Origin of the sequence: Portibacter lacus, from assembly GCF_021533215.1 — a bacterium.
GTDB classification, from domain to species: Bacteria; Bacteroidota; Bacteroidia; order Chitinophagales; family Saprospiraceae; genus Portibacter; species Portibacter lacus.
On the sequence record NZ_JAJNKA010000012.1, the window covers coordinates 62,263 to 77,317 of the forward strand.

Here is a 15,055-nt window from a genome sequence, read left to right on the forward strand (position 1 = left end):
GTTTTCAATTCGGAATTACTTCTAGATCATTTTTCGTTTTGATGATTGTAATTAATCGTTGTTGTTACCTATTGAGTAATTGATCGTTTCAGAATCTCTATCATTTGAAGAATTTGTCTCAAGAGGGCTAACACATGAAGTTTTTGCCGTAATGGAAACATCTCCTTGACCACTTGCATTAAAAGTCCCCGTGAATCCAAACTTAGTAGAACCTAACTCGTCTATCTTAGCAAAACTTGTAAACTCCCAGAATAAAAAGTTTTCGCTATAAGTCCAGCTGCTATTATCAACAGCCACTCCACCGACTACCGTTAAACTTGGATCGAAATCAAATCCTAAATAATCATTTTTACTAATTCTAACTTTGATGGGACCCGAAGTTTCATTTCCTGACATCTCGATTACATCGACTAAAACCCTCATCGGAGTAGAACTTTCATTTACAACTCCAGGAACGATCGATAGCGAAGGCTTCACGTCAAATGGTGCTTTAGTAGATGGCAGAATTAATGTAAAAGTTTCATCAACATATACTCTTCCTCCACTACTGATTGGGTCTGTTGCAGTAACTGCACTTCCCAATACTACTGGGTTTTCAACAATCTTAATATTATCAATCCACCATCCGTCTCCGCCACCTGATCCAACGTCCTCCGAAAAAACAAACCTTACTTTAGTAGTACCTGCTGGTAATAAACCTGCAGATTCAGTATACTCAGCAAAGCTACCAGTAAATGCAGCTCCAGTACTTACTGGATTATAAAGTGAGCTTAATACACCATTGTATCCATTTTCTTGTAGTGCTAGTCTTGTCCACGTGATCCCGTCTGTTGTTGTTTCCAAGAATCCACCATCATAACCTGAATCCGTGTTGAATTTATGCCAGAATCTGATTTGACGCTGATTGTTAGATGAAGGAAGCTCAGGACTTTCTAATGTTGTATTTGCACCAGTTAATCCTGCGTTTGTTGTATAAAAATATGCATTTCCATCTTGGGCATCTCCATCATCTCTTCTTTCAAAGGTGTTTCCACCACCTGTCACTGCTAACCAACCTTCTTCACCAGCTTCAAATGAATACTGAACAACGATATTCGAAGTGTTTTCTGTTAAAACATACCCATTTACGGTTAATTCAACAAAGCCATCAGCAGGGATAGAAGCGATCGTAAAAGTCAACATTCTACCATTTTGGACATAAGTAGCTCCTTCTACAGAAGAGATTGAGAAATTATTTGGAATGGCATCTGTAACTACAATATTTTCACTTTCTATACCTGAAGTATTAGTTACTTTAATAGTATACGATAGGTCAGAATCGTTTTCTAAAAGTGAAGGTGCAGTAATTTCGATGTCATGAAATGCTTGGGCTGGACCACATGGTGTTGCATATCCATCTCTTTCATCTCCAATATTGTTAGTAGGATTGATTGCATCAATTCCTAATCCTCTTTTTGCAAATGCTTTCCAGATTAGACATCCATGAGCACCATCATAATGCAAGCTATCTGCAAGTAAGATCGCGTCTCTCATGTCCAAGAATGTTGGACTTGGCTTTTGCAGTCTGATCCCTTCTTGGATCAATTTAAGAGCAAGGTTATTTCCAGCATTATTAGCTGCTATTGCTGCAATGTCTCCACTCGGAGGATTATAAGTAATTGCATTGTTAAATCCATATTCATCCACAAGATTTTGGGCAACTTCCCAAAGCATCGTACACCAGATGAATCCGATACCATGAGGAATTGTTATTTCAGCTGAATTCCCAACTCCGAACCCACCATTTGTCGTTCCTGCAAAGGTGTATTCGTTGATATTTAAGTCTGTACTGTATTTACGTGGTCGTATTCCAGTTCCGTTCGGATCGGTATAAGTAACATATGTACCTATTCCTTTATTAGGCAATGTACCATTAGGATGGAGACTAGTAACTGCTCCTAAATCATCTGAAGTAGTTGTTAAGTACAATGCATAGAAATCAGACCATCCTTCACCTCCTTGCTCATCTCCAGAAAGTGTTCCGCCAGTTAATCCCTGCGGAGAAGTTCTAGAAGAAATTCCGTGGCCGTATTCATGTGCAATAATTCCATTATCAAAATCACCATCTTTTTTCGGTTGTGGTGGAGTATCTTGCTCTAAAGAACCAATTATTTCGATCCCTTGAGCTAATGTTTCTTTTATAAGTAATCCTGTATTATAACTAACCATAACTGCTGGAATGGTTATCGTATTCAGTGTTGGGTCGGTTCCTCCCATCGCTGCAACCTCATCAGGGCTACTGCTATTATTATTAACAATTATTGCTCCTGCTGCGCCACCTCTTTGTGCTCCATCTACTTTTTCAACAAAAGAACAATCTCCTCTGTCTATGATTACGATCATACCTACAACATTGTTACATGGGGCAGATCCAATTCCACTTCCTAGGCCACAACCTAAAGAACTACCACATCCATCGTTTACTAAAACAAATGGTTTGTTTAACACTGGATTCTCGTGAAGATTGTAAGGTGTTACTGGGCTATAAAGTGCACCTTGAATAGCGATAAATGCATCTCCTTCTTCTACATGTCCATCACCTGAAACTTGATTTATTTTAACCAATTCATCTTGCCCAGCTGAAGTCCATAGATACATTTGCATTTGTGGACTTACTCCATCTTGCAATGTTAGCATATTCGCATTATTAGTTCCTCCTCCATCTTGAGCTTGAGCCAATAATTCATCTCTTCCTTCTCCTCCTTTTCCAAAATTCTCAAATTGAAAATTTCTTCCTTCTTCAGTAAATCCGAAGTTGTAAAATATATCATGTATTAAATTATTCTGATAGAATAAGTTTACGATTGCTGCATTTCTGTTCGGCGTAGGATTATTTGTGCTTGTTTGGATATAATCCGGCTCTTGAGAAAGATCCCATGCGTAGTGAAAAGCTTGTGCACCTAATGGGTTGTTACTTGTAGCCATTGCTGCTGCTGCTGGATTAGGAATTCCTCCTAATGGCGTCGGGCTTGGATCATAAAATGCAAATACATTATTTCCTTTTGTATATACATTCTGTGTTACACCATCGATACTTGTCCATCCATAAGGAGATGCAATTGGATCTCCAGCTGTAGTTACAACTGTTTGGTTATTTTCAGCGGAATCATCATTAGGAGCTTCTGCTGGCAAGTCTAAAACTAAATAACTATTTGCTGGAGCTGCGACTGTACTTGGTAGTGCAGAATAATGATGGTCATGATCGGCATGTCCATATTCTTTTTCCCATTTTTCAGCACCTGCTAAATGAAGTGCTTCCTTTTGCTGGTCTAAGATAGCTTGCTCTGCTGGAGAAGCATCATATACCAATGAAGGGCCGAATGAACAATGAAGTACTTTGTCTTCTGTTTCTAAGACTTCACCTGTCGAAGCATTCACATAGCTTACATAGTAGTGTTGTCTATCTTTTGTATGAATTTGAGTTTCATAAGCGAGTATAAGCGTTTTGCTAGCATCATCTTTAAGATAGATTAATCTAGATTCAGGGTTTGAAGCAAAATTATTTCCTTTAGCATAGACCATATGCTTATCTGTACTAGACTTTCTTTCTAATTCGTTAAAATCTACGTTTCCTTTAACCTTATTAGCTTTCATAGCCTTTTTCAATGCTTCACTTCCAGATATCGAAGGACTGGCATTTTTAGATCGGTAATCAACGAAAGTATTCGTTGTAAATGTTTTTCCTTTCTTATTTAAAGCAATAGATAAAATGGCATCCTTAATATAGATCCCGTTTGATTTTTGAATAGCCTGGATTCTTCTGATTCCATCATTTTTTTCCACTAAATCTGCAGTTATATCGTAATTAATGAAGGCATCTCTTGTGACATCTTTATTTTTTTTAGTCAAATAACTTTTAACGACTTCTTCAGCCTTTTTTTCTACTTGTGCAGAAACAAAAAGCGGCAATGAAGCGAAGAACATTAAGAAGAGTAAATATTTTTTCATTTGCTTAAATTTTATTAATTAAAAAATTTGAAATATGACTTTATTATGTTTAGTAATTTCTTGTGGCTAAATTACAGGTGCATTAAGGTTCTCACAATGGCCCATATGGAGTATATTGGTTTAGATTATCAGGTTTCTTGGAAAATTCTCAAAGGATTATTTTCTCGTCTTGTCTTTATGCCAATAATTGTGTTGTTTTTCTTTGCAAATCAGGGGTTCAGCCAGAACGAGCTTTTCTTCAAACAATTAACAGAATCATTTACCAATACCATTATCAAAGATGCTGATGGCTTTATCTGGGTTGGGACCCAAGATGGGCTACTGCGCTATGATAACAATGAATTCAAAAGCTTTAGACACAAGAAGGATGAGCAGCATTCGCTACCAAATAACTATATTTGGACTATTGTAGAAGATCTTAATGAAAATCTTTGGATAGGAACTTTCGGCGGTGGCTTAGCCATGTGGGATAAGACAAAAGAAAAATTTTTCAACTTTGAAAATAAGATAGATCAGGGCGCCGCGTCTATTCATGCTTTAGAAATATACCAAGATTCTTTATTGCTAGTTGGGACAGAAACTGGATTATTCACATTTAACATTGAGGTAAAAAAATATGTTGATAGTTTAAATTGCCTGAATAGTAATGACTGCTTTATTAATGACATTTATGTTTCAGATCAAGGTGATGCATACATCGCCACAAATGGGGGTGTATTTGTAAAAGAATCGACTAGCAAGACCTATGAGAAGTTAATTCTTGATCATTCTGATTCTCCAGTTCATTGTATCGAAGGAATAGCTCATCGTATATATATAGGTACCGATAATGGGTTATTTACTTATAACCAACGGAAAAAAATCGTTAACCACCAACTGGCAGATAAAGTAGTTGTTAGTATTCTTCCGATTAATACTGAGGAATGGTATGTAGGAACGAATACGGGTTTAGGTCAATTTAGTAACAAAGATGGTTATATATGGCATCGAGAAGAACTTGCTGGTGAGAATACTCTAAAAAGTGATTTCATTCATACGCTTTATGAGATAGAAGATGAAATTGTTTGGGCAGGAACCAGAAAGGGGATACACCAATTTACAATAAAACCTCCTGTTTTTCAGAACCTAAATCGGATCTATAATAATTCAATTTGTTCGCCGACAGCCCTTGGAATGACAGAAGATAAAAATGCGAATGTCTGGATATGTAGTAGAGAGGGTCTTTTATTTTTAGACATGGAAGGGAACAAGGATTACTGGGAAGCAAAGTGCTACAATCCTCAGAATACGCCAGAAATGAGAAATGCGTATACAATTAATATAACTAAAGATAGTAAAGATGATCTTTGGCTAGCATATAGGAAGAATGGTTTTTCTCGGATAAGGCAAGTAGGTAGTGAGTTAATATGGACTGACTTTCCGAAAGTCAATTCAATTTTAAATGGAGATGGTATTAATCAGGTTTTTGAAGATTCAGATGGGACTTATTGGCTAGCAACCAGGGGTAAAGGTTTAATGCAATTTGATCCGCAAACAGAAGAAATTATTACCTATGATGTTAGCAATGGGTTATCTCATCCATATGTTTTTAGAATATTTGAGGATAGTGAGCAAAGACTTTGGTTGTCTACAGCTAATGGTGGCTTATGCCAATTTGATAAAAAGGGAAAATCGTTTAATTGTTACACAGTAGATCGAAATAATCCTTCAAGTATCGCAGCAGATATGGTCCTTTCTACATCCCAATTCAGTGATAATAGGTTATTAGTAAGCACCGTGAATGGTCTTAATATATTAGAAAAAGACGCTACTTTTAGACTGATCAACATGCTTGACGGCCTCACCAATAATATAATATATGGAGCTCTTGAAGATGATAATGGGTATTTATGGGTGAGCACAAATGAGGGAATTAGCAGGTTAGACATAAGTGGTGATGAAGTAAAGACCATTAATTATACCAAAGAAAACGGACTAGGTTCGAAGGAGTTCAATCAACATTCTTTTCTGGAACATTCGTCAGGCTTATTCTTTTTCGGAGGTGTAGAGGGAGTCACTTTTTTCGACCCTATAAAAATTGAATCAGAAAAAATAAAGGCCTCCATCGTATTTACGGATTTTCAATTATTCAACAACTCTGTTCCTGTTGATGGTACTTCAGCTAATGAATTTACACTTCAAAAGTCCATTAATGAGACCTCAGAAATAAAACTTGACTATAATGAAAATTCCATTGCATTTGAGTTTGCTGCACTAGCATATGGTAATGCAGGAACGTTGACTTATCTTCATAAAATGGAAGGATTGGAAGAAGAATGGATTGCTTCTGGAAATAGAAATTATGTTTCTTATCCGAAAGTACCTCCTGGAAACTACCAATTCAAGGTTAGATTAATGGATCAAAACGAGCAAATCCTTGATGTTGAAAAATCGATAAACATTTACATATCAAGACCTCCTTGGAAAACATGGTGGGCATATTTATTTTACTTGGGTGTATTAGTTGCTACTGTGTATGGAATCATCTACGTTCAGACAGAAAGGACGAAAGCTATAGCAGAAGCAAGAGAAAATGAGCGAAGTATCTTTAGAAAAAAAATGTCTAGAGATTTTCATGATGAAGCAGGAAATAAAATCACCATGATTTCTTTATTGACCGACCATGCAACTAGAAACACTTCTGATTCAAAGGTAATTTCAACCATGGAACAGTTACAAGATAATATTCAAGAGTTAAGAAGTGGAATGCAGGATTTTATTTGGGTTCTTGATCCAGCTAAAGATAACTTATTTGATGTGCTAGTCAGATTTAGGGACTTTGCCCATGACTCTTTTGAGTATACTGATATTGAATTTCAATTTGATTCTATAGATCCTAGTTTAGAAAAAGTGGAAATGCAAGGAAATGTTAGGCGTCATTTTTTACTCATCTTTAAAGAAGCAATTACAAATATATTAAAGTATGCTAAGGCTTCGAAGGTGAAGTTCAAGTTTAGCAAAAACGAAGATGAATGGAAGTTTCACCTAAAAGATGATGGGGTTGGCTTTGATATAGATGAATTAAAAAGGATAAATGGTCTAAATAACATGATAGCAAGAGGAGAGAAAATAAATGCGGAAGTGGAAATCGTGTCAAAATCAGGAAAAGGTACTTCAATAATCCTTAAGTGGATAAGTTAAAAATGGCCCATATGGTCCATTGACCAAGGATTTTTGGTTTTATATATTGTGAACTATAATAAAGCATGCTTATGGAAGAATTAATAAAAGTAGCAATGGTAGACGATGACCCGATGATTCGAACCTTGTACAAGACATTAATAAATGATACAGAAGGGATGATATGTGTTGCAGAATTTGAGGGCAGTAAGGAGACGGTCGATGAGTTAGCAAATTCGTCAGTAGATGTCATTTTAATGGATGTGGACATGCCCAAAATGAATGGCATTGATTGCGTCAGAAACATTAGAGAAAAAAATAAAGAAATCCCTATCGTAATGTTAACCGTAAATGAAGATAGTGAGTTGATATTTAATTCTCTCTGTAATGGAGCGAATGGTTATCTAGTGAAAGGTCTAAGGCCAGAAAAGTTAACAAATGGTATTATAGAAGTTTATAAGGGTGGAGCCCCGATGAGTGCTAGCATTGCTAGAAAGGTTGTGGATTCTTTTAAAATTACGAAAAGTGCTGTGTTAACAGGTAGAGAGCAAGAGGTGCTTCAGTTATTATGTGATGGAGATAATTACAAGCAAGCAGCAGCAAAACTATTTATTAGTGCTCATACTGTAAAGAGGCACATTCGAAATATTTATGAAAAACTTCAAGTGAATTCGAGAGCTGAATTAGTACAAAAAGCATACAGAGAAAATTTAGTTAGATGAAATATTTTTGGATTATACTTTTTTCTTCAATTAGCTTGAGTATTACCGCTCAAAGAGAAAGAATATTGTCCGATTTGAAAATAAAGTATGAAGTTAGTGAAGTTCATTTCAATGAGGAATTGAACACACCTTCGACTATCTTTCTAAGTAAAAGATCAAAACTTTTGAGTCTAGCACCGATCAAGGTAGTATCTGAGTTATATAACATTGACCTAAAAGAATTAGAACATAGTAAGACAACAAAATTAGGAGCGGACTTAGAAATTATAAGATTTAAAAGATTTATTCAAGGTATTCCTGTGGCTCATGGTGAGTACACTGTATTAACAAGTCATGGAGAAAATCAATCGATCTTCTCAGAACACTATGAAGTTAGTAGTACAGAATCTTCTGATTTAATGTCTGGAGATGAAGCATTACAGTGCGTCCTGCCGAAATTAAATAGTGGACTCTTTTCATGGGAAGCTACAGAGAGCCTATTAAAAAATAGAGATCTTAACATTAATCAAAAAAAAGCACTGGAGCAAGCTTTAATAGATGATATGCCTCATGGAGAAAAGGTTTGGGTTAAGGATTTTAATAGAAAATCTGGCCAACTTGAATTGGCATATGAATTTACAATTGAATCCGTTTCACCAGCATTTCGAGACAAGGTTTTTGTTAGTGCTAAGGATGGAAGAATTTTACTAAGAGATCCTCAATTAAAACATGGGATTGGGGACACCAGATATTCAGGTAGGAAATCGTTTCCTACGACAACGCTTTCTATAAATTCTTATGAGCTGAAAGGAACTGAATCAGTCAGTGGAATATTTTGCGAAACAAGAAGTTTAGAGGGTTTAGGTGGCTTGCCTGTTTCATCTCCAGCGATTATTGCATTATCAGAAGCGATATTAGACGGAGATGAAGACGACCCATGCCTAACCGATGATATGGGTCAGACTATTGCTGAGTTCGGAGATGATGAATGGGATCTTAATGAACATAAAAAAGTACCTTTTGATGGTACCCTTAGGACATGTTGTCCCACCTATGTTCCTACACAGTGTAGTGAAGTAAGAAATGATGACATTGCTTTAGACGCTCAGTGGGGAGCTTCGATGGTGGCAAGATATTGGAAAGACATACACAATAGAAATGGTTATGATGATGAAGGTTCTGACTTGCTTTCCTTTGTACATCATGGGGAAGCATACGAGAACGCTTCATGGAATGGGCTGTATATGAAATATGGAGATGGAAGCTATCAAAGTGGACAAAATTCAGGTGCGAATCCATTGACTTTATTTGGACCTCTAGTTTCATTAGATGCTGTTGCTCATGAAATAGGTCATGGAATTTGTACTTCTACATCTGATTTGGTGTATGTAGGAGAATCTGGAGCGATGAATGAAGGCTTTTCAGATATTTGGGCAGCAGCAATAGAACAATATACATTGGATTTTGTAGATGGAACATTAGATTTCATTCCTTGGGGAATTGCGGAGCAAGCAGATGAAAGAGACATGGGTAATTATAATAATGCATCTGCTAGAGCACTTCGTTGGATGGACCACCCACCTGCAGAAAACAATCCTGATACCTATGGTGCTGGTACTTGGTGGCAAGATCCAGATTGTGCTTCTCCGAATGTTGCCAATGATTTTTGTGGGGTACATTTTAATAGTGGAGTTCTTAATAAATGGTTCTATCTATTAACAGAAGGTTCAGGCAAAGCAATGAGCCCAGGACTAGGAAAACCAGCCTTTGACGATGAAGTTAATGATAAAGGAGATGTATATTCCGTGGATGGAATAGGTATGAGAAAGTCTGAGAAAATCACCTATGGGGCAGAATTGCTGTTACTTCCAAATGCCAGGTTTGCTGATATGAGAGTTGCTTCCATAGCAGTTGCGAGAGCGTTATATGGCCCATGTAGTAATGAAGAAGAACAAACAACAAGCGCATGGTATGCGGTTGGTGTGGGGAACGATTTCGGTAACTGCGGTCCGACGATAGAATTTAATAAATTTAATATTACTCAAGTAAGTGAATCAAGTTCGGAAGCAGGTTGTGAGGCTGAAAAATTAATTGAATTAGAAATAGCTTCTTTCATGGCAAATGCTACTATTAATTTTCAAACAGGTGGAAATGCGATTCGAGGTGAGGATTTTGATTTAGTAACGACATCACTTTCATTCGCTGGAAGTGAGAATAAAGTCTTGCAAATAAAAATTTATGATGACAAAGTAGAAGAAGGAAATGATACTATTGTTCTTAGTTTTAACGATGGTGTATTTAGTGATTCCGAAACAATTATTATTATAAATGATGATGGAATTCCAGCGGTTGGTGCAAGTGTTGTTTTGCTTTCAGAGACTTTCGATGTTGATGATTTATCATGGACTGCTGAATTAGTTAATCCTACTTCGATGTTTACAAGTTGGTATGTAGATTCTGGAGATAGTAATCAAGCCCATGTTTCAATAGATGGAGCTTCTGGTTCGCCTTCATATAACCAAGCATTTGAATCAAATGTAAGATTAAAATCCCCAGAAATTAATGCTATAGGAAGGAAAAATATAGAGATTACCTTTGATTGGGAGGCAGGAGGTGAAAGAGATTTGGTAGACCCATCAGCAATTTTTGACTATGGAACTTTTCAGATCAGTTATGATGGATTTGATTGGATAGATATTGCAGATTTTGTTGGAACGCCTGAATCTGGAGGTCAGATTAGTGCAAGCGGTACTTATTCAATGATTCATCCAGAACTGGACAATCATAATTTCTTGCTAGGTTTCGAATGGCAGAATGACGCTTTGAATGGAGGAAGTTTTAGTTTTAAAATTGACAACGTTGTTGTTACTGGTGAAGGTTTAGAAATTGAATCAGAGATAGGTGGAACGATGTCTGCTATAGTTCCTGCTAAGGAGAGAATTGGTTTTATTTCCATTGCAGATTCAGAAGTGATCGCTATTATTGAAGAAGCAAAGAATGATTTGGGATGCACTAGTTTTTCAGTTCAGTCTAATGATCTTGAAAATGGAATGGTCGAATCAGACTGTAAGAGTAGAGGAAGTAAAGTGTTTAATATGGAAACTGAAAACGCTGTTGATTCCATTTTAGTTACACTTTTCTACAAGGAGAGCGAAATTGATGGGTGGGAAAATGCTGCGGTATTAAATATTCTATTAGTGGCTAGCAATGATATCTCGAATGAAGGGTTGGGTTCTCTTATCGTGGACAATGCTGATATTCTTGTCGATGATCAACGATCAGGAGGAGAGGGTTATATTACCTATACTTTTTGGACTTCTAGCGAATACAAAACACTAGCGTTAACAGATCGACCTGCGATTCCTAGAAATTTAATGGTCATGAATGTAGATGATATCGGTAATCTATCGCTTAGAAATCAAATAGAAAATGCTTGTGAAGGAGATACCATTAGGTTCGATATTAACTTGTCGGGAGATTCTATCATTTTTACTTCAGGAGAAATACCGCTTGATCAGAGTTTGGTCATTATTGGTAATGGAATGGAGGAGACTATCCTTTCTGGTAATGCTGCGAATAGGATTTTTCAAGTCTTTGACAACATCAATGTAACCTTGAAAGATCTCAAAATTTCTAGAGGTTCTAGCTCATTAAATGGAGGTGGAATTTATAACCAAGGACGTTTGACTCTAGATAATGTTTCCTTAGAAGAAAATTATGAAGGGGTGGTAAAACATGCAATAACAAATGAAGGAGATATTATTATAAAAGGTGTAGTGCGCGTAAAGTAAATTTATAGGCAATTTTTGTAAATTGGATATGATTTTAAATTTACGTCATTAACTACTACTATGAGAATACTGCTATTTGTATTTTTTATGTGCTCTTTTCAAAGCATATCCTCGCAACAAATTTCTACAACCAAAGCGCCTGTCTCAGAACTTTACGATTTCTCAGTTAATATCAATGAAGATATTAGAAGCTTATACCGGTTTTATGTTATTTATAATTCACCGGAACGTAGAGAAAGATTTGAGAACTTTTACAACGAAAAGTTAGTTTTGCTTAATTCGTATAACTTTGATGAACTCTCTATAGGTGGAAAAGTAGATTACCTATTATTAAAAAACAAAATTGAAGATCAACTTTTCAACTTTTCTACTGAGGAAATGGAATGTCGCCAAGTAGAAGAATGGGTCAAGTTCGGAAGTCCGATATACGAAGTGGAAAAGCTTAGAAGACGTGGAATTAAGCAAGATGCACAAGCGCTTGCTAATCAACTTAATACAATAAATAAGCAAGCAAACGAAATATTAGTTAAACTTGATAAAACAGAAAAAAAATTTCCTAGAAATTTAGCTGAAAGAGCTTCAGGAATCGTATATGGTTATACAGAAGCAATTAAAAGTGTTGTTGAATTCTATTCTGGTTACGATGTAGAATTTTCTTGGTGGGTGACTAAACCAGCAGAAACCTTGCTCAAAACACTTGATGAATTACAGAAGAAATTCGAAGCTTCGATAGATGAATCTACCTTTCCTAAGGATGATGGAAGTGGAATTATAGGCAGCCCAATAGGAAGAGAAGAACTTATACGTCAGTTGCAGTTAGAAATGATTCCATATTCACCTGAAGAACTAGTGGAGATCGCGATGAAGGAATTTGCTTGGTGTGACAAGGAATTGCTTAAGGCGAGTAATGAAATGGGATTCGGTGATGACTGGAAGGCGGCACAAGAAAAAGTGAAAATGGCATTCGTTCCAGCTGGTGAGCAACCAGAAGCGATGCTCGAACTCTATAATCAATCAGTTGCTTTTTTAAAAGAGCATGACCTCTTAACCATTCCACCACTTGCAGAAGAGACTTGGAGAATGAAGATGATTTCTCCTGAAAGACAACTGATCAGCCCGTTTTTCCTTGGAGGGGAAGTACTTCAGATTTCTTACCCCACGGATGAGATGGAACATGATGATAAAATGATGAGTATGCGAGGAAATAATCCGCACTTCTCAAGAGCAACGGTGCATCATGAATTAATCGCTGGTCATCACTTACAACAATTTGTAAACAATCGAAACCATGAATACAGAAATTATAGAACACCATTCTGGACGGAAGGATGGGCGCTTTATTGGGAATTAACACTTTGGGATATGGATTTTCCTAGAGGTCCTGAAGATAAGATCGGCATGTTGTTTTGGAGAATGCATCGATGTGCACGAATCATTTTTTCTTTAAACTATCATTTAGGTGAGTGGACGCCACAGCAATGTATCGACTATTTAGTGGATCGAGTAGGCCATGAAAGAGCTAATGCCGAAGGCGAAGTGAGACGATCCTTCACTGGAAATTATGGACCTCTCTATCAGATCGCTTATATGGTCGGTGGACTTCAGTTTCGGGCATTGAAAGAAGAGTTAGTGGATTCAGGCCAAATGACATATAAGGAATTTCATGATGCAGTACTTGAAGAGAATACAATGCCAGTAGAAATGGTTAGGGCAATCCTTACGAACCAAGCATTAACAAAAGACTTTAAATCGAACTGGCGTTTTTATAAAAATTGATATATGTACTTTAGAATTAGTTTACTTGTCGTCTTCTTATGGTCCTTTTCTAACATTGACCTAAATGCACAATTTTCGCATCAAGATACACTAAGAGGAACATGGTCTGCGGAGCGATCTTGGTGGGACTTGAAATATTATCACTTAGATATCAAAGTTGACCCATCTACGAAATCATTAGATGGTTCTGTGGAAATGATGTATGAAGTATTGGAATCTAGACAAGTTTTGCAAATTGACCTTCAGGCGCCTCTGAAAATAAAGGCAGTCAATGATGATAGAGGAAATACGTTGAATGTTCGTCAAGATGGAAATGCCCACTTCGTCACCCTTAAGAACCAGCAAAAGAAAGGTGCGATAAATACCATAATAGTACACTATGCAGGAAAACCAACTGAAGCGAAAAGACCACCGTGGGATGGCGGAATTACGTGGACGAAAGACGAAAATGGAAAGCCATTTATTCATTCTACTTGTCAGGGAATAGGAGCGAGCATCTGGTGGCCCTGCAAGGATCACATGGCAGATGAGCCAGATAGTGTCTTGATGAGTATCAATGTTCCTGAAGATCTATTGGATGTTTCTAATGGGAAATTAAGAAAAGTAGAACCGAAAAATGATGGTACGAAAACATGGCACTGGTTTGTAGGAAATCCGATTAGCAATTACGTGATAAATATTAATATCGGTGATTACGTCCATTTCGCGGAAAAGTACAAAGGCGAAAAAGGTATCTTGGATTTGGATTATTACGTGTTGCCCTATAATCTAGAGAAAGCAAAGAAACAATTCAAAGACGTTCCTAGAATGATGGAAGCTTTCGAACACTGGTTCGGTCCGTATCCATTTTATGAAGATGGATTTAAATTGGTAGATGTTTCTTATCCAGGTATGGAACATCAAAGTTCTGTTACCTACGGAAATGGATACGAAAATGGTTATGGAGGAAGAGATGGTAGTGGAACAGGGCATGGTTATAAATTTGATTTTATCATTATTCATGAATCTGGTCACGAATGGTTTGCGAATAACATTACCTATAAAGATGTCGCTGATATGTGGATTCATGAAAGCTTCACGAACTATTCGGAGAGTCTTTTCTTAGACTATCATTATGGTAAGAAAGTTGGTCAGGAATATGTTCGAGGAACTAGAAAACAGATCGGAAATTACGAACCGATTATCGGTACTTATGGAGTGAATAAAAGCGGAAGTGGAGATATGTATGTGAAGGGTGGGAACATGTTGAACACCATCAGAGCCATTGTCAATGATGATGAAAAGTGGCGATCGATTCTAAGAGGATTAAATGAAGAATTCTACCATCATACGGTGACTACAGAGCAAATAGAAGGATATATCATCGAGAAATCAGGTGAAAAATTGCAATCTGTATTTGATCAATATTTAAGAGATGTAAGGGTGCCAATGTTAGAGTATTTTATCAAAGATGGTGCTTTGTTCTATCGATGGGGTAATGCAATAAGTGATTTTGAAATGCCCGTGGATGTATTTAGTGAGGACGGAATCAAAAGAATCTATCCGCAAGTTAGGAGATGGAACAGTACACCGTATAAAGGAGAATTAAAGGTTGATCCTAACTATTACATCAGTGTTTTGCAAGCCTTCTAAACTAGAATG

6 protein-coding genes are annotated in these 15,055 nt (G+C 36.8%); 5 read left to right on the forward strand and 1 reads right to left on the reverse strand.

The genetic code is table 11. The features are described from left to right. Nucleotides 1–51: 51 nt before the first annotated feature. Nucleotides 52–3,987, reverse strand: coding sequence for a M36 family metallopeptidase (locus L2586_RS18345; protein ID WP_235294399.1), 3,936 nt, complete (start codon nucleotides 3,985–3,987; stop codon nucleotides 52–54). 105 nt (nucleotides 3,988–4,092) lie between these two features. Between L2586_RS18345 and L2586_RS18350 the strand changes: the two genes are divergently transcribed. From L2586_RS18350 to L2586_RS18370, 5 genes are all read left to right on the forward strand, one after another. Continuing rightward, nucleotides 4,093–7,167 carry a ligand-binding sensor domain-containing protein gene (locus L2586_RS18350; RefSeq protein WP_235294400.1) on the forward strand — a complete coding sequence of 1,025 codons (3,075 nt, stop codon included), beginning with the start codon at nucleotides 4,093–4,095 and terminating at the stop codon, nucleotides 7,165–7,167. Nucleotides 7,168–7,238: 71 nt separating this feature from the next. After that, nucleotides 7,239–7,868 carry a response regulator transcription factor gene (locus tag L2586_RS18355; protein WP_235294401.1) on the forward strand — a complete coding sequence of 210 codons (630 nt, stop codon included), beginning with the start codon at nucleotides 7,239–7,241 and terminating at the stop codon, nucleotides 7,866–7,868. Then, the gene (locus L2586_RS18360) at nucleotides 7,865–11,638 is read left to right on the forward strand and encodes a M4 family metallopeptidase (RefSeq protein ID WP_235294402.1); all 3,774 of its coding nucleotides are present in this window, start codon (nucleotides 7,865–7,867) and stop codon (nucleotides 11,636–11,638) included. The genes L2586_RS18355 and L2586_RS18360 overlap by 4 nt, the downstream gene beginning before the upstream one ends. 60 nt (nucleotides 11,639–11,698) lie before the next feature. After that, nucleotides 11,699–13,414 carry a DUF885 family protein gene (locus tag L2586_RS18365; protein ID WP_235294403.1) on the forward strand — a complete coding sequence of 572 codons (1,716 nt, stop codon included), beginning with the start codon at nucleotides 11,699–11,701 and terminating at the stop codon, nucleotides 13,412–13,414. Nucleotides 13,415–13,417: 3 nt separating this feature from the next. Then, nucleotides 13,418–15,046 carry a M1 family metallopeptidase gene (locus L2586_RS18370; RefSeq protein ID WP_235294404.1) on the forward strand — a complete coding sequence of 543 codons (1,629 nt, stop codon included), beginning with the start codon at nucleotides 13,418–13,420 and terminating at the stop codon, nucleotides 15,044–15,046. The last annotated feature ends 9 nt before the right edge of the window (nucleotides 15,047–15,055 follow it).